The following is a 17,339-nucleotide window of genomic DNA, read 5'->3' as shown; positions in this document are numbered from 1 at the left end:
TCCCGGCCGCTAGAGCCTCAGGACCTGCCGGGCCGCGTCTGCCAGCGCGATCGCGTAACCGGCGCCGTGTCCGGCCGAGTGTGTGGCCAACGGGTGCAACTGGTGCAGCGGGACCCGGTACTGCCAGCCCTTGCGCAGTGGGTGGGCCTCGTCGTACCCACGCAGGATGTCCGCAAGGTGCGGTGCTCCGAACAGCGCCAGCATCGCCAGGTCGGTCTCGCGGTGGCCACCGTGCGCGGCAGGGTCGATGAGCACGGCATGCGCCCGGTCACCGGATCCACTCCACAGCACATTGCCGGTCCACAGGTCGCCGTGGATGCGGGCGGGGACATCGTCGGGATCGTCGAGGTCGCCGGAGGCGACGCGGTCGCAAGCCCGCTCGACCACGGCCAGGTCCGTACCCCCGAGTACACCGAGGTCCACGGCGATCCGGACGAACGGCCGGACCCGCTGCTCCGCGTAGAACTCGCCCCACGACCCGGTGGGAGCGCAGTCCTGGGGCCGGTTGCCGATGAAGCACCGTCCTGCCCAGTCGTGGGCGGGGGCGCCCCAGGCGGCCGCTCCCGCGTCGTGCATCGCAGCCAGCAACCGACCGAACCGCAGCGCCGCTCGCGTCGTCGCTCGACCTGCGGGAATCCTCTCGAGGGTGATCTCGTCGTCATCAACCCCCACCACCTCCACCACCCTCGGCCCGCCGGGTGCCGCGGCGAGCCAGGCCAACCCCGCGGCCTCGTGGCGGTAGAAGTCGGGGCCGTGTCCGGACCCGCGTTTGACGAACACCTGGTCACTCACGTCGCGGTCTCCCTCGTATGGTGGGCGGGCAGGTCGCGGCCGGGGCAGCCCGAACGGTCGAGCAGGGGCCCGGCCACGGCGGCGATGACGATCCCGCCCACGAGCATGGGGGTGACGGTCCAGCGCATCCCGGCATGCTCGGCGACGAGACCGACCAGCGGCGGCGAGACGAGGAATCCCAGGCGCATCACCCAGTTGAGCACCGCCAGTCCCGCGCCGGGGGCCAGTCCGGGTACCGAGTCGGCACCGACCATCGCGCCCGGGATGATCGTCGCGATCCCCCAGCCCGCCAGTGCGAATCCGGCGAGCACCACCGTCAGCAGGACGGGGCCGTCGAGGAGGAACGAGGCGGCGAACGCGGTGCCGACCCCCACCACGACGCCTACCCCGCCCATGCGACTGACGTGTGCGGCGCCGAAGCGCTCCACCAGCATGTCCCCGGTGAACCGGCCGGCGAGCTGCGCGCCCTGCACGGAGATGAACCCGAGCCCGGCCAGACCGGCGCCTGCCACCGTGATCTCGCGCAGGTAGAGGGCGGACCAGGTCTGCGCGAAGTCCTCAACGAGTTCCGCACAGCACGCGAACAACCCGAGCGCAACCACCAAAAGCAGGGCGCGCCCGCCGGGGATGCGGCGGCCGGCGGCCAGATTGCGCGGCGGGTCGGGAACGGCGTCGAGGTCGCGGCCGAACTTGTCTTCCGCCACGGGCGGGCCCAGCCGCGACGGGTAGGCGGCGACCGCGGCCGCCGCGCAGATCACGGCCGCGCCGAGCATCTGACCCCGCACGGGCGCGCCCGCGCCGGCCGCCACGGACCCGCCTGCGGCGCCGAGCACCGCGCCGAGCGACCACACCGCGTGGAACCGGTTGATCAGCGAGCGGCCACGGCGCAGCTGCACTCGGATCCCGTGGGCGTTCATCGCCACGTCGGTAATAGCGTCGAACACCCCGAACAGCAGCAACAGACCGGCGAACACGGCCACAACGGGCGAGAAACCGACGAGCGCGGCGGCCACGGAAGCGGCGATCATCATGGCGACGGCGACCGCCCCGTCCGACCGACGCCGCATCAGTGCGGGGGTGAGCAGTCCGCCGACCAACGCGCCGGCCGGGTAGAAGGCCATGGCCACGCCGAAGGCGGCCGGGCCGAGCTCGAGCGCGTCCTTGAGATCGGGCAGTCGCGGCACGATCGCCCCGAAAATCGCACCGTTGGCGGCGAAGAGCAGGGCGGTCGCGGCGATCGGCCCGCGGACGGTGCCGGCCCGGGCGCCGCCACCCCCGTCTCCCGCCCTGATCGTCGCGCTCACGACCGCCACACTACGTCCGGTGGGCACGCCGGTAGCGTTACGCGGCAAGAGCAGCGGACCGGTGAGGGGAATCGAGTCATGTACGACGTGACGGCGGGGATCGAGACCGACGACGGCGGCCGACGCGTGGCGTGCCGCGTGCCGCTGCCGGTGCCGCCTGCAGTGGTGTGGGACGCGGTCGCCACCGGTGAGGGGATCTCCTCCTGGTTCGTGCCGTGCGCGCTGGAGCCGCAGGTCGGGGGGCGGATCGTGCAGTTCGCCGACCCGGGCGCCCCCGATCCCACGACCGGTCCGGAGGCCGCCGCCGAGGCGATGCTCACCGCGACGGTCGGCGAGATCACGATGTACACCCCGCCCAGCGGGAGTGTCCCTGGACTGTTCTCATACGAGGAGCGGGACTGGATGGGCGAGGGGGTCCCGGTGCCGCCGTGGGAGACGTCGTGCGAGGTCGTCGACGACGGCGAGGGCGGCAGCGTGCTCACCCTGCGGTCGGGGTTCGGCTCCGGCGGGCAACTGGCGGAGGAGTCGGTGGACGGCAGTGTCGACGGCTGGATGCAGGCCCTGATCGTGCTGGCCCACCGGCTGACGCATCGCCCGGCCGACGGGGTGGTGACCGTCGACGCGGCCACGGACCCGGTCGAGGAGACGGTGCCGGAGCTGTGGGCGCGGGTGACACGTGCGCTCATCGCCCCCGCGTCCGGTGTTGGCGGAAATCCGGTGGACGGCGCCGTGGTGGCCAGGTCGGGCGAGGTGGGCGGGATCGTGGTGACCGAGTCGCAGGCCTCTCGCACGCTCATCCTGTCCGCGCCGGCCGACGGAATGCTCGAGCTGTTCGCGTTCCCCGCGGGCGAAACCCACGAGGACGCCGCCGGCAGCGCCGCCCTGGCGGTGCGGGTGTTCGAGTACGTGGACGCTCCCGAGGGTGACGGGGGTCCGCTCGGGGCCGCCGCGGTCGATGTCGCGCCGACCTGGGATGCACCTCGCTGGCGTGCGTGGCTGGTGGGGCTGCTCGCCGACTGAGTCGCGGCGAGGACGTCCCGCCGGGGGTGGCGAGAGGGATCGGTGAAACATCGCGGACTGGTAGGACGACTCACTGCACGACCGCAGTAGGGTGGCGGGGAGCATGAGGCGCGCGCCGCGGGTGGCGCCGTACACCGACGAGGAGCGAGATCGCCAATGGCGGATTCCAACGAGACCGTGACCATCGCGACCGGCGAGGGCACCACCGGCACGACCCTCCTCGGCATCGGGGCGTACCGCCCGAGTCGAGTGGTGAGCAATGAGGAGATCTGCGAGAGGATCGACTCCACCTCGGAGTGGATTTACGAGCGCTCTGGCATCCTCAACCGTCACATCGCGGGTCCGGACGAGGGCATTGTGTCCATGTCCATCGAGGCTGCCCGCGCGGCCGTGACCTCGGCTGGCATCGACCCCGAACTCATCGACGCGATGATCGTCTGCACGTCCACTAACTGGACTCAGGTGCCGCACGCCGCCCCGCAGGTTGCCACCGCCCTCGGACGAAACGGCATCGCCGCATTCGACCTCACCGCCGGGTGCGCGGGCTTCGGCTACGGCCTGGCTGTGGCGACCAACATGATCCGTGGCGGCGGCGCCCGGTACGTAGTGGTCGTGGGCGTGGAGAAGCTCAGCGACGGCCTCGACTACACCGACCGCAACACCGCATTCATTTTCGGGGACGGCGCCGGCGCCGTGGTGGTGGGCCCGTCGGAGACCAACGACATCAGCCCGGTGGTGTGGGGCTCGGACGGCGAGAAGGGCGACGCCATCCGTCAGACCAAGGACTTCAAGCAGTACGTGGACGAGGTTGACTCGACCGCCGCGTCGCGCAGCGAGGAGGCCGTGGTCCAGCCGTTCCTCACCATGGACGGGTCCAAGGTGTTCCGCTGGGCCGCGGTCCAGGTGTCCAAGGTCTGTGCGCAGACGCTGGAGGCTGCCGGGGTGACAGCCGACCAGATCCAGGCGTTCATCCCCCACCAGGCCAACGGCCGCATCAACTCGGCCATGGCTAAGCACCTCGGACTGCCGGACTCCGTAGCTATCGCCAACGACATCGAGCAGACCGGCAATACCTCGGCCGCCTCGATCCCGCTGGCCATGGAGACCATGCTCCGTGAGGGCCAGGCCAAGCAGGGCGACGTCGCGTTGTGCATCGGCTTCGGCGCAGGCCTGTCCTACGCCGGTCAGGTGGTCCGCCTCCCCGCCGCACCGCCCGCCGACTGACGGCCCCGGCGCGTCCGTCCCGGTCGGCACGGCCTGTATTTCGGGAGGGACGCCCCGTCGGGCATGCTTCCGTGCGAAAGTGATCGGCATGCACACGTCTCACCTGGGCCGTGCACGCCGCCTCGTCGCCGGCGCCGCTACTGCCACCGCCGTTCTGTTGTCCCCGCTGCTGGCCGCTCCTGCCGAAGCCGAGCCCGCTATCCCTGGTCCGAACGCACCGGGGGCGTCCCCGCTCGAGCTCGCCAGCGGATCCGCACAGGCCTTGGGCGACAACATTGCTGGTCAGGTGACCGGTACCGGACTGGGCCCGTCCGTCCTGTCGGGCCCTGGCACCGGGCTGTCGAAGTACGTCGCGCTCGGGGATTCCTTCGCCGCCGTCGGCAGGATCGCGCCCGGCGCGTGGGGCGCCGGTCCTGTCGCATGCGTGCGCACCGACGACGCCTACCCGACCGTCGTTGCTCGCGAGCTGGGTGTGGGAACGTTCGTCAACGCCAGCTGCGGCGGAGCGGTGACCGATGACTTACTGGCCGTCGGGCGGACGGGCGCACCGCCCCAGTTCGACGCCCTGGATGCCGACACCGATCTGGTGTCGATGACCATCGGCGGCAACGACGTCGGCTTCGGCGCCGTGATCGTAGCGTGTGCGCTGCGGCCCAACACCGCGCCGGAATTGCTGCCGCTCGTCGACGGTGCGACCGGGGACCTGTCGAAGGGTTTCGACCCCACAGCGGGTTGCTCGGACGTGATCGACCGCCAGGCCGCCGAGGCGCTTGCGACCCTTGACCAGCGCATGAACGCGGTGTACGCCGGGATCGCCGAGCGTGCGCCGCGGGCCCGCGTCGTGACGGTCGGCTATCTGGCCGCGGTGCCCGAGGACGACGAGATCATCCGGAGCTCCCCGGCGTGCGCTCCGTTCATGAAGATCAGCCAGGAGGAGCGGGCCAAGGTCCGTGGCTTCCAGGACAGCATCAACCGGGTGGTTCGCGCTGCTGCGGAGCGCAACGGGGCCACGGTCGTGATCCCGGACGAGCCGGGCCACTCGATGTGCACCTCCCCCGATACCCGTTGGGTCGACCTCACGGGCCTTGACACCGGCTCGGCACCCGTCCACCCGACGAGTGCCGGTCACGCGCATGTCGCCGACAGGGTGCTCGCCGCGGTAGCGCCCTAACAGATCCAAAAGACGCAGACTACGACACCGGCGGTGTGATACTCGTCACATGCTCACACCTCGTCGCCGCGTTCGCGGTCCCCGCGCCTTCACCACGTCTCTCGCACTTGCTGCGGCGGTCGTCCTCGCCGTATCCCCCGCCGCCGCCGCCCAGTCCACTGCCCAAGCGGACGGTGCGATCGCCGTCAGTTCCCTCAGCTCCACCACGGAGATCCCCGGCAGTGTCGCCGGGTCGCTCGGTTCGCTCGCAGGCCCCGCGTATGCCGAATACGTGGCTCTGGGTGACTCGTACGCGGCATTCGGGGACGACACTAAGCCCGCCGGCGGACCCGCGGGTTGCGCGCGAAGCCTGGCGAACTACCCCCACCAACTCGACGCTAACGCCGCCGTCGGTGCCCTCACCGACGCCACCTGTGGTGGCGCCCAGACGAAGGACATCCTCGTCGAGACCCAGTTCCCGGGTGCGCCGCCCCAGATCGAGTCCCTCGAGGCGGACACCGACCTTGTGACGTTGTCGATCGGCGGTAATGACGTGGGCTTCGGAACCATCGTCGGCTGCATCACCGCCCATCTGCGGCCTGACGGTCCTGCGCAGCCGTTTGACTGCCGCGAGACCATCGGCGGGGCCGTCGCCCAGGACATCGCCTTAGTGTTCGGTGCTGACGGCGCGGTCGATGACGTCTATGCCGCGATCGACGAGGCGTCGCCCAATGCGACCGTTGTCGCGACCCAATACCTGCCGCTCATGCCGGCGGCAAACGACGATGGTTGCTTCTTCACGACCGCGATCGGGCCCGCAAACCTCGAGTGGGCGCGCGAGATCACGAAGGCCATCAACGACGCTGTCGACGCCGCTGCACGGCGCAATGGCCACTTCTCGGTCCTGCCCGTCTCGGATACCGATCGCAGCGGCTGCGCCCCGGTGGACGAGCGGTGGGTTGTGTTCGCTGATGGGTCGCAGAACAATACGGCCGCTTTCCACCCCACTGCCCTCGGCCAGCAGGCTATGGCTGCCGCGATCACCGCAGCGATCTGACCGGGCGGATCTGCCCCGGCTCCACTGACCGGGATCGACACACGCAACTGCCCGCGGCGATACATTCGCCGCGGGCAGCTTTGTTGTCGAGTGTGGGCGTCACCCCTCAAACAGTCCCTGCCCCACGTAGCCACCCTCGGGCGCGCCGGGCGGGAGTGCGAACACCGCGGATCCGATGGGGATCGTCCACGTGTTGAGCGCGTCCTGCTCGGCGAGCCGCTGTTGGACGGGGATGTAGGTGCGGACCGGGTCGGCCTGGTAGGCGGTGAACAGCAGACCGGAGTTGCTGATCTCTCCGCCCTCCGGCGGGTCGTCGTAGTTGTACGGCCGCCGGAGCATTGCCTCACCGCGGTGGCGTTGCCGGGCTCGCGCCATGTGGGATTCCGGGGGAATCACGGGCAGTCCCGTCTTGTCGATCGCGTCGAAGTCGGCCGGGTCGTGCTCGTCCGTGCCGGTCAGCGGGGCGCCGGTGTCGAGTTTCCGTCCGACACTCAGCTCACGTGAGTTGCGGTCGATCTCCTCCCAGGTGTCCATCGTCATCCGGATGCGCCGCAGGACGAGCGAGGAGCCACCTCGCATCCACCGTTGGTCGCTACCGTCGGAGAACAGGACTTGGTCGAAGTCGACGTCGGTCGGCCGTGGGTTTTCGGTGCCATCGATCTGCCCGAACAGGTTGCGTTGGGTCCGCCCACTCGGATCGGTGCCGACGGCCTTGCGGAAGCCCCGCTGCGACCACTTCTGCCGGGCCACCCCGCGCACGCCGGAGGCGAGGATCCTGGAGGCATGGGCGACGATCACTGGGTCGTCGGAGCAGATCTGCAGCAGCAGGTCCCCTTCCGACCACCGGTCCTCGAGCTTGTCGATCTGCGGGAATGCCGGCAGCTGTGCGAGCCACGAGGGCTTTTTGTCCGGCATCCCGATCGCGTCGAACAGCCCGGGGCCGAATCCGATCGTCACTGTGAGCCGTGCGGGATCTTCGGCGAGTTCGGGTTCGAGGTCGGCGAGGCCGCCGAGACCCTGGGTGAGTCGGGCGGCGTCCTGGGACCACGCCCGCAGGACGCCCTGGATCTCGGTGCGGGTCGCCCCCGGTACGATGTCGAATCCCACGAACGCGGCGTGCGATTGCGGTGCCGTGGTGATGCCGGCCTGGTGCGGGCCGTGGAACGGTTCGGTGGCCGCCCCAACGACTCGCGAGTCGGCGACGGTCTTCCAGTCCGCGCCCAGCTCGCCGTCGTCGACGATTCCTCTCCCGACGTATCCCGCAGCGCCGCCGACCGCAGCCCCGCCGACGACGCCGCCACCCACGACGGCCGCGACGCCGCCGGTGAGTACCGACCGCCTGGACAGACCTCGGCGGGCCTGGTCAGCCATCGTGATTCATACCTCCGGTTGTCTCGCCGTGGTCCATTCCGCCGTGACCGCCGCCGACGTACTCTTCCTCGCCGCCCTTGAAGTCGCGGGCGGAGACGGTGATGTCCTGCTCGGCGCCGTCGAACTCGAGCGTCAGCGTGATCTGTTGGCCGGTGGTGATGGGCTTATCGAGCTCCATGAGCATGATGTGGTTTCCGCCGGGTTCCAGGACGAGGTCGCCACCGGCGGGAATGATGAAGCCCTCTTCGCGTTCCTGCATCAGCATTCCGCTGGCGCCGGGGACGGTCTCGTGGAGTTCGGTGCTGCCGCCGAGGTCGCTGTCGACGCCGGTCAGGTGCAGCTCGGTGTCGCCGGGATTGTGGATGGTGCCGAAGACGCCGGACATGTCGGTGTCGGTGGCCTTGGCCCAGCCGTCGTTGAAGGTGACGGTGGTCGTCTCTGTGCCGGTGCTGGCGGTTGCGGTGTCGCCGTCGTCGGTTGCGCAGGCGGCAGTGAGGGCGAGCGCGAGGGCGGAGGCGGCGGCGAAAGCGGCACGGGTGTGGGTACGCATGGCGTGTGAGTCCTTGGTGTGGTGTGTGGGTGATCGCCCGGCAGCGCGGGGCGCGTACCGGTGCGGGAGGTGGTTACACAGCCACGGGCGGCGCGCGGGTTCCCCCGCGGGCCAGGAGGTACCGTCCGCGGGGGGCGTCGGCGTCGTAGGAGGCCAGGAGCCGTGCGACGACGACGAGGTGCGCCACCGCCGGCATGGGCAGGACCCGGGCCGCCAGCCAGGACAGTGCCCCGGAGATGATCGCCACGAGCACGAGCGTGGCGGCGATCGCGGCCATGTGGGCTCCGAGCATCGCCGGGGTGAACAGTGTCCCTGCGGAGGCGCCCGGGCCGAGGCCGACTCCATCCATGGCGGCCCGGACCGCTGCCGGGTCGGCGCTGTGGTGGCCGAGCGCCCCGGCGACATTACCGGCCGCGTGGCCCGCCGCGCCGTGCGTGTGCCCGGAGGCGAGCACGAGGTGGACGAGGCCCTGACCGGCGAGCAGCCCGCCCGCGGCGGTGAGGACCGGTGTCCGGCGGCGGGCATGAGCTGCTGTGACAGCTCCGATGCCGGCGCTCGCGGCCGCCACCATGAGTATTTCGCCCGAGGTGGGTGGGCCGGCGAGTGCGCCGGCGGCAAGTCCGTGGGCGCTGATGCCGAACACTCCGCTGACCAGCGCCACCACGATTCCCACGACCGCGGTCACCGCGGGCGGGACCTCGGCGCGAAGACGGTCAGCGGACATGACTCGATTCTAGATGGGTCCTCGGACAGGACCTATCCGGCGACCGTGCCCTCGGTGGTGGTGGCGATGCGGGCGCGTTCCTCGTCGGCCAGGCCGGCCTCGATCCGGGCGAGCATGTGGGGCCGCATGTCGGGGAGGTTGTCCGCGTCGAACCAGCGGACGTCGGTGTTCTCGCCGTCGGCGGGGTGGGGGTCCCCGTCCAGGTAGGTGCAGGCAAAGGTGTGGTCGATGTACTGCGCCTGGTCGCCGTTGGAGTAGGTGACCATGCGGGAGACGCCGATGGAGGCGACACGGTCGACGCGGATACTCACTGCTGCCTCCTCGAGCGCTTCGCGGACTGCGGTGTCAGCGGGGTGTTCGCCGGGGTCGACGATGCCGGTGACTGGTGTCCACCAGCCATTGTCTGCGCGGCGGACCAGGAGGACGCGGGCTCTCTCGGGGGCCCGGATTACTGCGGTCGCTCCGGCGAGCCACAGCGGAGCAGTCCCGATGTGCTTGCGGAGTTCGATGACGAAGTCGGGGGTGGCCATGTCCGAGAGCGTATCCGTGGCCGAAATGGCGGATCCCCCGCCGACCGTGTGGTCGACGGGGGATCGCAGAAGTGCTATCCGGTCGCTGACTCAGTCAGCGTGGAAGGGGCAGAACCTCAGTTCTGCTGCTCCTCGGGCTCGCACTCATCCTGCTCCATGGAGCCGTTGCTCTTCAGGAAGTCAATGCCCTCCGGCGGGAGGTTGCAGACAATTCCCAGGTTGATCTCGGGGAGCGGCGGGAGGTTGACGCCACCGGAGACGGCAAGGCCGATGCCGATGCTGGCAGCGGCGAGCGAGCCGACAGCCAGGACGGTGCCGGCGTCGGAGCCGGTGGAACCGGGAACGATGATGTCTCCCGAACCGAGGATCAGGTCGCCCGAACCGAGATCCGAAGAGGCCGAGTCAGAACCGGTGTTGGACGAGCCGCCCTCAGACGAGCCACCCTCACTGGAGCCACCCTCGAAGAGGTCGGTCAGCGAACCAAGCGGGCTGTCCTCATTGGACGAGCCACCCTCAGACGAGCCACCCTCAAAAATGCCGGTCAGCGAACCGAAAGTATCGTCCTCCTCCGACGAACCGCCCTCACTGGAGCCACCCTCAGACGAGCCACCCTCGGAGGAACCGCCCTCAGACGAGCCACCCTCGGAGGAACCGCCCTCACTGGAGCCACCCTCACTGGAGCCACCCTCAGACGAACCGCCCTCACTGGAGCCACCCTCAGAGGAACCGCCCTCAGACGAGCCACCCTCGCTGGAGCCACCCTCAGACGAGCCGCCCTCGAAGAGGTCGGTCAGCGAACCAAGCGGGCTGTCCTCATTGGATGAGCCATCCTCAGACGAGCCACCCTCAAAAATGCCGGTCAGTGAACCGAAAGTATCGTCGTCCTCGGACGAACCGCCCTCAGACGAGCCACCCTCAGACGAACCGCCCTCACTGGAACCACCCTCAGAGGAACCGCCCTCAGACGAGCCACCCTCAGAGGAACCGCCCTCAGACGAGCCACCCTCACTGGAGCCACCCTCAGACGAGCCACCCTCACTGGAACCACTCTCGGAGGAACCGCCCTCAGACGAGCCGCCCTCACTGGAACCACCGCCACTGACACCTTCGAGCGAACCGGCTGGGGCGCCTGATTCATCCAGCGAGCCGAGCGCCACGCCGAGGTCAACGCCAATGATGTCGGCTACGTTGAGATTCAGGCCGAGAACCTCACTCTGCGCGCTGGCGACACCCGGCATGGAGCCGAGCGCGAGTCCGGAGGCCGCGATGACGGCGAGCATCCGCTTCGAGTTCTTCATAGGAATTGCCTTCCTGTTGATGTTGACGACCCGGCGACTCGGTCTCTCCCCCTGGCCGCCGGCCCGGCTTGTGGCGTTGACCACTAACCATTGGATCGTGTCGTCACTGTATCGGGCAGATTCCCAGGTTTGTTACAGGAAACTCTTCAATGACACAGCCCACACTCCTCACGAGTCGCATTGGCCTACGCGCAGGCAGGCTCGCTCACCGCTTCCCTGCATCACCCCGCAGCCCCCACCTCGGCTTATGCAGAAACCCGCAGATAAACATCACCTTAGTTAGCTTTCCTAAAATCCTCATCGTGAGCTTGCTCACTTTTTTGTTCAATTAGCAGATCGGCAGCGCGGATCCGACACGGAGTTGCCCCGCGAGAAAAACTTGAGGCTAACCTCGTATTGTTGTCCCCGACTATCAGGAGCGTCATGGCACCGAGCACCACCGGAGTCCTCTTCCCCACCGATTCCTCCGGGAACCGCTCGACCGGCCAACTAGCCAAGCAGGTCGTCGCGGACGCACTCGCCACCGTCGACCCGGCAGCCGCCGAACGCGTCCATCGCATCAAAGACTGGCGCAAGGGTTACATCGAGCCGTTCACCGAACTGGTCAACGTCGGGGTATCCGACCCAACCGCCTGGGACGGCGTCGCGCGGGCCGCACTCGAGTCGCTGCAGTCCCGCATGGTGGGCGTGCACGAAGTAGACGGCCAACCCGTGGAAACCCCGATGTCGGATTACCTCGCCGTCGTCGAACCCCGTTCAACCCCGGGCACCGAGACGATCCAGGGCACCGCGACCCCCGTCCGAGAACTGTCCATCCCCTTCCGCGGCGAAGAACTGACCGGAGAACTCCTCCGGGCCCGCTTGGACAAGTGGGTCGCGGCCGGCGTGATCGAACCGAGCTGCGCCGAGGCCCTCAAGCTCGTGCAAGACAATCCCCAATGGCTTTCCCTGCCCGGCCACGCCATGCTCGTCCTGGGCCTAGGCTCGGAGATGGGACCCGCCCGCCGCCTCCTCAAGTGGGGCGCAGATGTGATGGGCGTCGACCTACCCTCGAGCCCCGCTTGGCAGCGCTTCCGGGCAGCGACCTCGACATTCGCAGGCCGCTTACACATTCCCACCGCGCCCGATAGCCAACCTGGAATCGACCTGTTGACGCAGCTTCCCGAGCTCGCGGCGTGGGCCAGATCCGCGGCCCCGGCCCCACTCACTGTCGGCAGCTACTTCTACGCCGACGGCGGAACCCACGTCCAGCTCTCCTCTGCAGCAGACGCCCTCGTCGTCGACCTCCTGCGCGACAACACCGCCGCCGCGCTCGCCTACCTCGCCACCCCGATGGACACCTTCGTCGTCCCCGAGGACGTCCGTAAGGCCGCCGACGCCGCGCTGGCCTCCCGCAAGGTCACCGACATCAAGCGACTCGTCGGCGCGCTGACCCGCGGCAAGGTTTTCCACCGCAACTACCCCGCCGGCAACGGCCCGGCAGTGCACGACGCCCTCGTCCCCCAGCAGGGTCCCAACTACACCCTCGCCAAGCGCGTCCAGCGCTGGCGCGCCACCACCGCGTTCGCCGACGGCCACACCGTCTCAGTCAACGTCGCCCCAGCCACCGACACCCACTCGGTGACCAAGAACAAGATCCTCGCCAGCACCTACAAGGGCGCCTACGCCTTCGGCATCGAGATCTTCCACCCCGACACCTCGGCCGCCCTGCTCGCCGCGCTAATGGTCCACGACCTCAACGTGGGCCGGCCCCAGGTCGACGTCCAGTGGCAGCACGAGTCATCCGGAGCGGCGTCCGGCGGACTGTGGCGCCAGCCGTATCTACCGCGGACCGCTCTACCGGTAGCCGCGCTGATCGGTACCGTCAAGAGGTAGGAACACCCGCACGGACGTCGACGAACGCCGCCCCGCGCCTAGCCGACACCGAGAGACCTAAGGACGCCGCCATGCCGAACCCCTTCGCCAAGGGCTGGAACTACTTCAAGGCCTCACTGGACAAGAAGGTCGACGACAACGCGGATCCCAAGATCCTCGTCCACCAGGCGATGGCGGGCGCCCGGGAGCAGCACAAGGCGGTCGCCGAACAGGCGGCCGCCGTGATCGGCAACGCCAAGCAGCTCGAGATCGCCATGGGGACCAAGGCCCGGCAACTCGACGAGGTGCAGGGACAGATCCGCCAGACCCTGCAGGCGTCCGAGAAGGCCCGCACCGAGGGCGACACCGCCCGAGCCCAACAGCTTGACGCGCAAGCCGAGCAGCTCGCCGGGCGACTCGTGGCACTGGAGCAGGACCTCGACCACACCAAACAACTGCACGGCCAGGCGGTGCAGGCCGCCGAGCAGGCCAAGCAGGCGGTCTCCGAATCCGAGCGCCGGCTGCGCGAAACCTTGGCGCAGGAGGACCAGCTGCTCCTGCAGGCCACCCAGGCCGAGATGCAACACCGGACCACCGAGTCCATGACCTCACTGCAGGGCGCCGGCGGTGGCAACTCCCCGACCTTCGAAGAGATCCGCGCCAAGATCGAGGGCCGCTACACCACCGCCCTCGGCAAACAGGAGCTCGCCGAGGCGATGGGTGGCCCGTCGACCGCCCAGCTCGACGCCGCCGCGTTGACCCGCGAGTCCGAGGGCAAGAGCAAGCTCGAGCAGATCCGCGCGTCCATGGGCCTGACCTCCGGCTCCGACGCGGGCACCGACCGCCAACTCACCGAGGGAGACGGCCAAACAGACCCGCAGCCGCCCCGGAACCCGGACGAGGCGACCGGCCAGCCGAGACCCGAAGACCCCTCCGGCCCCACCCTGCCCCGCGACACCCGGGAGTAATACCCCGTCATCGAGCCGATCGGTTTATCGTATGCCGGTGCCCAGACTCCGCTCGCAAGTTGCCCTCTCACTTCTGACCCCCGCGCTCGCATCGGTGTTGGTCGGTGTAGCCGCGGCGCCGGCCCTGGCGCAGTCTCTCCCCGCCGGGTCCACCCCGGACGTCGGGTCGGCGATGGAGTCGATCGGCGGCAGCGTCGACCCGTCGAGCGCGGCCGCGGGCGCGGCGACGATCGGTTCCACCGGATCCACCGGCACGGAGTCGCTGACCGGCTCGGGCACCCTCCCGCCACTGGGGACCGGCTCGCAGAACACCGCCGCCACCCCGCCGATCGGCATGGAGTCCGAGCCCGTCGCTGTCAGCGAGGTGCGGCGCGTGGATGTTGGCGACCGCCTGGTGGCCGGCGGCGACTCCCGCTTCGAGCGCTGGTGGGTGGCGTCGAAGTCGATGAACCGTGTACTGCCCGTGGAGATCTGGCGCCCGGCCACCGACGCGCCTGCACCGATGCTGTACCTCCTCGACGGCGTGGACTCCCCTTCCCCGAGCGGGTGGCTCCTGCCCGGCAACGTCCAGAACACCTTCGCCGGCGAGCACGTCACCCTGGTCATGCCGACCCGCGCAGACGGCTCCCTGCACGCCGACTGGCAGCGCGATGACCCAGTCCTGAGCCGCAACAAGTGGCAGACCTTCCTCACCGAGGAGCTCCCGCCGCTGCTGGAGGCCGGCGACATCCCGTTCAACGGCAAACGCGGCATGGCCGGTCTGTCGATGGGCGCCGCCAGCGCCGTGACGATCGCCGAACTGCGCCCCGATCTGTACGAGGCCGTGGGCGCGATCGCCGGCTGCTACTCCGCGCGCGACGACCTCGGGTTCGTCCTCGCCAAGATCGTCGCCGAGACGCGCGGCGGCAACATCGCCAACATGTGGGGTCCGCGCACCGACCCCGCCTACCGGGACAACGATGGGCTGCTCCACGCCGAGAAGCTGCGCGACAAGGCCCTCTACTTCGCCACCGCCACCGGCCAGCCAGACGCCACCGAATGGGACCGCAACGGCCACGATCTGCTGCGGTTCACCCAGGGCACGGGGCTCGAGATCGCGACCCACGCGTGCACCGTGGAAATGGACCAGCGGCTCGACGAGCTCGGCATCGACGCCCGAGTCGACTACCTGCCCACCGGCATACACAACTGGGATAATTTCGGTCGGTTCATCGCACCGATGCGCGATACCCTGATGCCAGCGCTGCGCTGACCGCTGCGTCCTCGACTTGAGGAGATGCCATGACCTCCACACCCACGGCCTCCGGATACCTCGCCCCTTCGGGTGCCGTGGTGTTCTCCCGGCGACTGCCCATGTCCCGCGAGGCGGCGTGGTCGGCCATCACCGATCCGGCCCGCACGGTGCGGTGGATCGGCTCGTGGTCCGGCGACCCCGAGTCGGGCAGCATCGAGATGACGATGTCAGCCGAAGAGGGCGCGCCCGCCGAGTCGGTGGAGGTGCTGCGGTGCGAGGCGCCGAGCCTCGTCGTCGTCAGGATCGGTTCGGGCGGCTGGGTGGTCACCGTGCGGATCGAGGGCGACGACAACGAGGCCACCGTCTCCCTGGAACAGGACATCGCGGACGCCCAGTCCGCGTCCGACATCGGTCCAGGTTGGGACTTTTACATGGACCGATTGGTCGAGGCCGAGGCGGGCCGGGATCCGGGCGCTCTCCGTTTCTCCCCCGACTACCACCCCGCGCTGGCCGGCCACTACCGGGCGCTGCTGGGTGGCTGAATCGGTCAGCTCCGTCTCTCCTACCACCCCTGTCGACAGCCACGGATTTCGGGAACATTTCCGCAGGTAGAGCGACTGTGTCGGACCGTCTTGCTAGCGTTTACTCTATCGAACACATGAGCGAGCGGCGGTGGCGGGAGCCGGGCCCGCAGGCGGGAGGGGACGGTACATGGACACCGAGCACACCGAGCCCAGCGGCGACAGTGCCAGCATCGCGGCCGCCAGCGCCGTCGCCCTGGAGGCGCTGTACACCCAGAACCGGGCCGCCGCGGCGCGGCTGCGGGCCTGCCACCAGCTGTGGGCCACGTGCCGCGACGCACAGGAGCTACGCGACATCGCCGCCGGCTACGGTCCGGGCCTTCACCAGCGCCCCGAACACGCCGTGATCGACCCCCTCGACATCGCCAGCGACCAGATCGTCGCCGTCTACGGAGTCCACCGCACCCGGGCCCGCAGCCTGCTCACCCAGGCCATCACCCTGGTCACTAGATTCGGCGCTCTTGTCGAGGCCATGGAAACCGGCCGACTCGACGAGGACACCGCCATCCTGCTCGCCCGCCGCATGCGCACCGTGGACAGCCTGCACCGCGACGATGTCCAACGCGACGTCCTCGACTGGCTCCTAGCCGCCATCGCCGCTGGCATCCGCCCCGGACGCGAGGCGATCCTGTCCAGGACCGACCGCATCATCGCCGCCCACGACCCTGCAGGAGTGCGCCTGCGCCGGGCCGCCGCCGTGCGCGAGCGTCGCATACGCCTACGCCGAGGCCTCGACGGCATGGCCGACCTCCACGCCCACCTCACCGCCGCCGAAGCCACCACCATCCACGCCATCCTGCACAAGGCCGCCACCAAGCAACAGCGACACGACACCCAGACCCGCCTCGAGACCACCCGCCAACACGGCGCCGAAAGTCTTGATACCGAATACATCCGCAGCATGGACGAACTCCGCGCCGACGCCCTCGTCGCCGCCTTCCTCGACCCCACCCCAGGACCGGGCGCGAGCCGCAGCCCACTGGCCACCCAGATCCGGCCCACTATCACCGTGCTCGCACCCCTGGGCCCCGACGGCGAACCCGAGGTCTACCTCCCCCGCGGCGGCCCGGCCACCATCGACGCCCTCATCGAACTACTCTCCCGCAGCATCGGCGCCACCGTCACCGTCCCCGACACCCACCCCGGTACCGCCGACACCCCCCACGGCGCCCCTCGCTACCGCCCCAGCGCCGCACTGGCCCACCGCATCCGCCTGCGCGACGGCACCTGCCGCCACCCCGGATGCTCCGTCCCCGCCGAGGCCTGCGACATCGACCACGTCCGCCCATTCGACCACACCAACCCCACCGCCGGCGGCCTCACCACCGAGGGCAACCTCATGTGCCTATGCCGGCAACACCACCGCTTCAAAACCTTCCACGGCTGGCGCTACCACCTCAACCCTGACGCCACCCTGACCGTCACCACCGACACCGGCCACACCATCACCACCAACCCCGACGGCCCCCTGGCCCGCTGGCGTCACCACACCACCAGCTCCCCAGACACCGACCCCAACATCCCGCCCCCACGACGCCCCTGGCTCAACCCCCATCCACACAGCACCCACTGGCACCGCCGAGCCCAACGCCTCGCCGCCGAACGCAAAGCCAACGCCACACCACCACCCGCCACCAACCCCGACCCCGACCCGCCGCCGTTCTGACGGGAACGGAGCCGAG

The 17,339-nt window shown here is 69.6% G+C and carries 17 protein-coding genes; 11 read left to right on the top strand and 6 right to left on the bottom strand.

Annotation, left to right across the window (positions count from 1 at the left end; translation table 11 throughout):
- Window positions 1-9: 9 nt before the first annotated feature.
- The gene (locus FQ137_RS05040; protein ID WP_149291419.1) at window positions 10-792 is read right to left on the bottom strand and encodes a fructosamine kinase family protein; all 783 of its coding nucleotides are present in this window, start codon (window positions 790-792) and stop codon (window positions 10-12) included.
- Window positions 789-2,096, bottom strand: coding sequence for an MFS transporter (locus FQ137_RS05035; RefSeq protein ID WP_255583645.1), 1,308 nt, complete (start codon window positions 2,094-2,096; stop codon window positions 789-791). Before FQ137_RS05035 ends, FQ137_RS05040 begins: the two co-directional genes overlap by 4 nt.
- A gap of 78 nt (window positions 2,097-2,174) precedes the next feature.
- On the opposite strand from FQ137_RS05035, the gene FQ137_RS05030 reads away from it, so the two are divergent.
- The 4 genes from FQ137_RS05030 (at window position 2,175) to FQ137_RS05015 (ending at window position 6,547) form a co-directional block, all read left to right on the top strand.
- On the top strand, window positions 2,175-3,116 hold the full coding sequence (locus FQ137_RS05030; protein WP_149291418.1) for an SRPBCC domain-containing protein: 942 nt from the start codon (window positions 2,175-2,177) through the stop codon (window positions 3,114-3,116).
- 156 nt (window positions 3,117-3,272) lie between these two features.
- Window positions 3,273-4,340, top strand: a complete 1,068-nt coding sequence (locus FQ137_RS05025; protein ID WP_149291417.1) for a beta-ketoacyl-ACP synthase III — start codon at window positions 3,273-3,275, stop codon at window positions 4,338-4,340.
- A gap of 88 nt (window positions 4,341-4,428) precedes the next feature.
- Window positions 4,429-5,511 (top strand): SGNH/GDSL hydrolase family protein, encoded by a 1,083-nt coding sequence (locus tag FQ137_RS05020; RefSeq protein ID WP_149291416.1) that lies wholly within the window; start codon window positions 4,429-4,431, stop codon window positions 5,509-5,511.
- A 49-nt stretch (window positions 5,512-5,560) separates the two neighbouring features.
- The gene (locus tag FQ137_RS05015) at window positions 5,561-6,547 is read left to right on the top strand and encodes an SGNH/GDSL hydrolase family protein (protein ID WP_149291415.1); all 987 of its coding nucleotides are present in this window, start codon (window positions 5,561-5,563) and stop codon (window positions 6,545-6,547) included.
- A gap of 99 nt (window positions 6,548-6,646) precedes the next feature.
- On the opposite strand, the gene FQ137_RS05010 is transcribed toward FQ137_RS05015, so the two are convergent.
- The 4 genes from FQ137_RS05010 to FQ137_RS04995 all read right to left on the bottom strand — a co-directional run bounded on the left by FQ137_RS05010 (window position 6,647) and on the right by FQ137_RS04995 (window position 9,722).
- Window positions 6,647-7,918: a Dyp-type peroxidase gene (locus FQ137_RS05010; protein ID WP_149291414.1), complete on the bottom strand. Its 1,272-nt coding sequence runs from the start codon at window positions 7,916-7,918 to the stop codon at window positions 6,647-6,649.
- Complete coding sequence (locus FQ137_RS05005; RefSeq protein ID WP_149291413.1) at window positions 7,911-8,468, bottom strand: copper chaperone PCu(A)C; 558 nt, start codon at window positions 8,466-8,468, stop codon at window positions 7,911-7,913. The genes FQ137_RS05010 and FQ137_RS05005 overlap by 8 nt, the downstream gene beginning before the upstream one ends.
- 73 nt (window positions 8,469-8,541) lie before the next feature.
- Window positions 8,542-9,192 carry a hypothetical protein gene (locus tag FQ137_RS05000; protein WP_149291412.1) on the bottom strand — a complete coding sequence of 217 codons (651 nt, stop codon included), beginning with the start codon at window positions 9,190-9,192 and terminating at the stop codon, window positions 8,542-8,544.
- A gap of 32 nt (window positions 9,193-9,224) precedes the next feature.
- On the bottom strand, window positions 9,225-9,722 hold the full coding sequence (locus FQ137_RS04995) for an NUDIX domain-containing protein (RefSeq protein ID WP_149291411.1): 498 nt from the start codon (window positions 9,720-9,722) through the stop codon (window positions 9,225-9,227).
- A 122-nt stretch (window positions 9,723-9,844) separates the two neighbouring features.
- On the opposite strand from FQ137_RS04995, the gene FQ137_RS15670 reads away from it, so the two are divergent.
- From FQ137_RS15670 to FQ137_RS04960, 7 genes are all read left to right on the top strand, one after another.
- Window positions 9,845-10,546, top strand: a complete 702-nt coding sequence (locus tag FQ137_RS15670) for a pentapeptide repeat-containing protein (RefSeq protein ID WP_149292658.1) — start codon at window positions 9,845-9,847, stop codon at window positions 10,544-10,546.
- Between the two features lie 51 nt (window positions 10,547-10,597).
- On the top strand, window positions 10,598-10,855 hold the full coding sequence (locus tag FQ137_RS15665; protein ID WP_149292657.1) for a pentapeptide repeat-containing protein: 258 nt from the start codon (window positions 10,598-10,600) through the stop codon (window positions 10,853-10,855).
- Window positions 10,856-11,443: 588 nt separating this feature from the next.
- Window positions 11,444-12,895, top strand: a complete 1,452-nt coding sequence (locus tag FQ137_RS04980) for a hypothetical protein (RefSeq protein ID WP_149291410.1) — start codon at window positions 11,444-11,446, stop codon at window positions 12,893-12,895.
- A 71-nt stretch (window positions 12,896-12,966) separates the two neighbouring features.
- Window positions 12,967-13,842: a PspA/IM30 family protein gene (locus tag FQ137_RS04975; protein WP_149291409.1), complete on the top strand. Its 876-nt coding sequence runs from the start codon at window positions 12,967-12,969 to the stop codon at window positions 13,840-13,842.
- A 37-nt stretch (window positions 13,843-13,879) separates the two neighbouring features.
- Window positions 13,880-15,094 carry an alpha/beta hydrolase family protein gene (locus tag FQ137_RS04970; protein WP_188064777.1) on the top strand — a complete coding sequence of 405 codons (1,215 nt, stop codon included), beginning with the start codon at window positions 13,880-13,882 and terminating at the stop codon, window positions 15,092-15,094.
- 29 nt (window positions 15,095-15,123) lie between these two features.
- Entirely contained in the window at window positions 15,124-15,618 is a 495-nt protein-coding gene (locus FQ137_RS04965; protein ID WP_149291407.1) for an SRPBCC domain-containing protein, read from the top strand.
- A 169-nt stretch (window positions 15,619-15,787) separates the two neighbouring features.
- Entirely contained in the window at window positions 15,788-17,323 is a 1,536-nt protein-coding gene (locus FQ137_RS04960) for an HNH endonuclease signature motif containing protein (RefSeq protein WP_149291406.1), read from the top strand.
- Window positions 17,324-17,339 lie beyond the last annotated feature (16 nt).

Source organism: Dietzia sp. ANT_WB102 (assembly GCF_008369165.1).
In the GTDB taxonomy this organism is placed as follows: Bacteria; Actinomycetota; Actinomycetes; order Mycobacteriales; family Mycobacteriaceae; genus Dietzia.
This window is presented reverse-complemented; position numbering and strand designations above follow the sequence as displayed.

What these genes read in the sequence shown, in the direction of transcription:
- FQ137_RS04995 (WP_149291411.1), bottom strand. Translation starts at nt 9,722, where the DNA reads ATGGCCACCCCCGACTTCGTCATCGAACTCCGCAAGCACATCGGGACT.
- FQ137_RS05015 (WP_149291415.1), top strand. Translation starts at nt 5,561, where the DNA reads ATGCTCACACCTCGTCGCCGCGTTCGCGGTCCCCGCGCCTTCACCACG.
- FQ137_RS05020 (WP_149291416.1), top strand. Translation starts at nt 4,429, where the DNA reads ATGCACACGTCTCACCTGGGCCGTGCACGCCGCCTCGTCGCCGGCGCC.
- FQ137_RS05025 (WP_149291417.1), top strand. Translation starts at nt 3,273, where the DNA reads ATGGCGGATTCCAACGAGACCGTGACCATCGCGACCGGCGAGGGCACC.
- FQ137_RS05005 (WP_149291413.1), bottom strand. Translation starts at nt 8,468, where the DNA reads ATGCGTACCCACACCCGTGCCGCTTTCGCCGCCGCCTCCGCCCTCGCG.
- FQ137_RS04975 (WP_149291409.1), top strand. Translation starts at nt 12,967, where the DNA reads ATGCCGAACCCCTTCGCCAAGGGCTGGAACTACTTCAAGGCCTCACTG.
- FQ137_RS04960 (WP_149291406.1), top strand. Translation starts at nt 15,788, where the DNA reads ATGGACACCGAGCACACCGAGCCCAGCGGCGACAGTGCCAGCATCGCG.
- FQ137_RS04980 (WP_149291410.1), top strand. Translation starts at nt 11,444, where the DNA reads ATGGCACCGAGCACCACCGGAGTCCTCTTCCCCACCGATTCCTCCGGG.
- FQ137_RS05000 (WP_149291412.1), bottom strand. Translation starts at nt 9,192, where the DNA reads ATGTCCGCTGACCGTCTTCGCGCCGAGGTCCCGCCCGCGGTGACCGCG.
- FQ137_RS04965 (WP_149291407.1), top strand. Translation starts at nt 15,124, where the DNA reads ATGACCTCCACACCCACGGCCTCCGGATACCTCGCCCCTTCGGGTGCC.
- FQ137_RS05010 (WP_149291414.1), bottom strand. Translation starts at nt 7,918, where the DNA reads ATGGCTGACCAGGCCCGCCGAGGTCTGTCCAGGCGGTCGGTACTCACC.
- FQ137_RS05030 (WP_149291418.1), top strand. Translation starts at nt 2,175, where the DNA reads ATGTACGACGTGACGGCGGGGATCGAGACCGACGACGGCGGCCGACGC.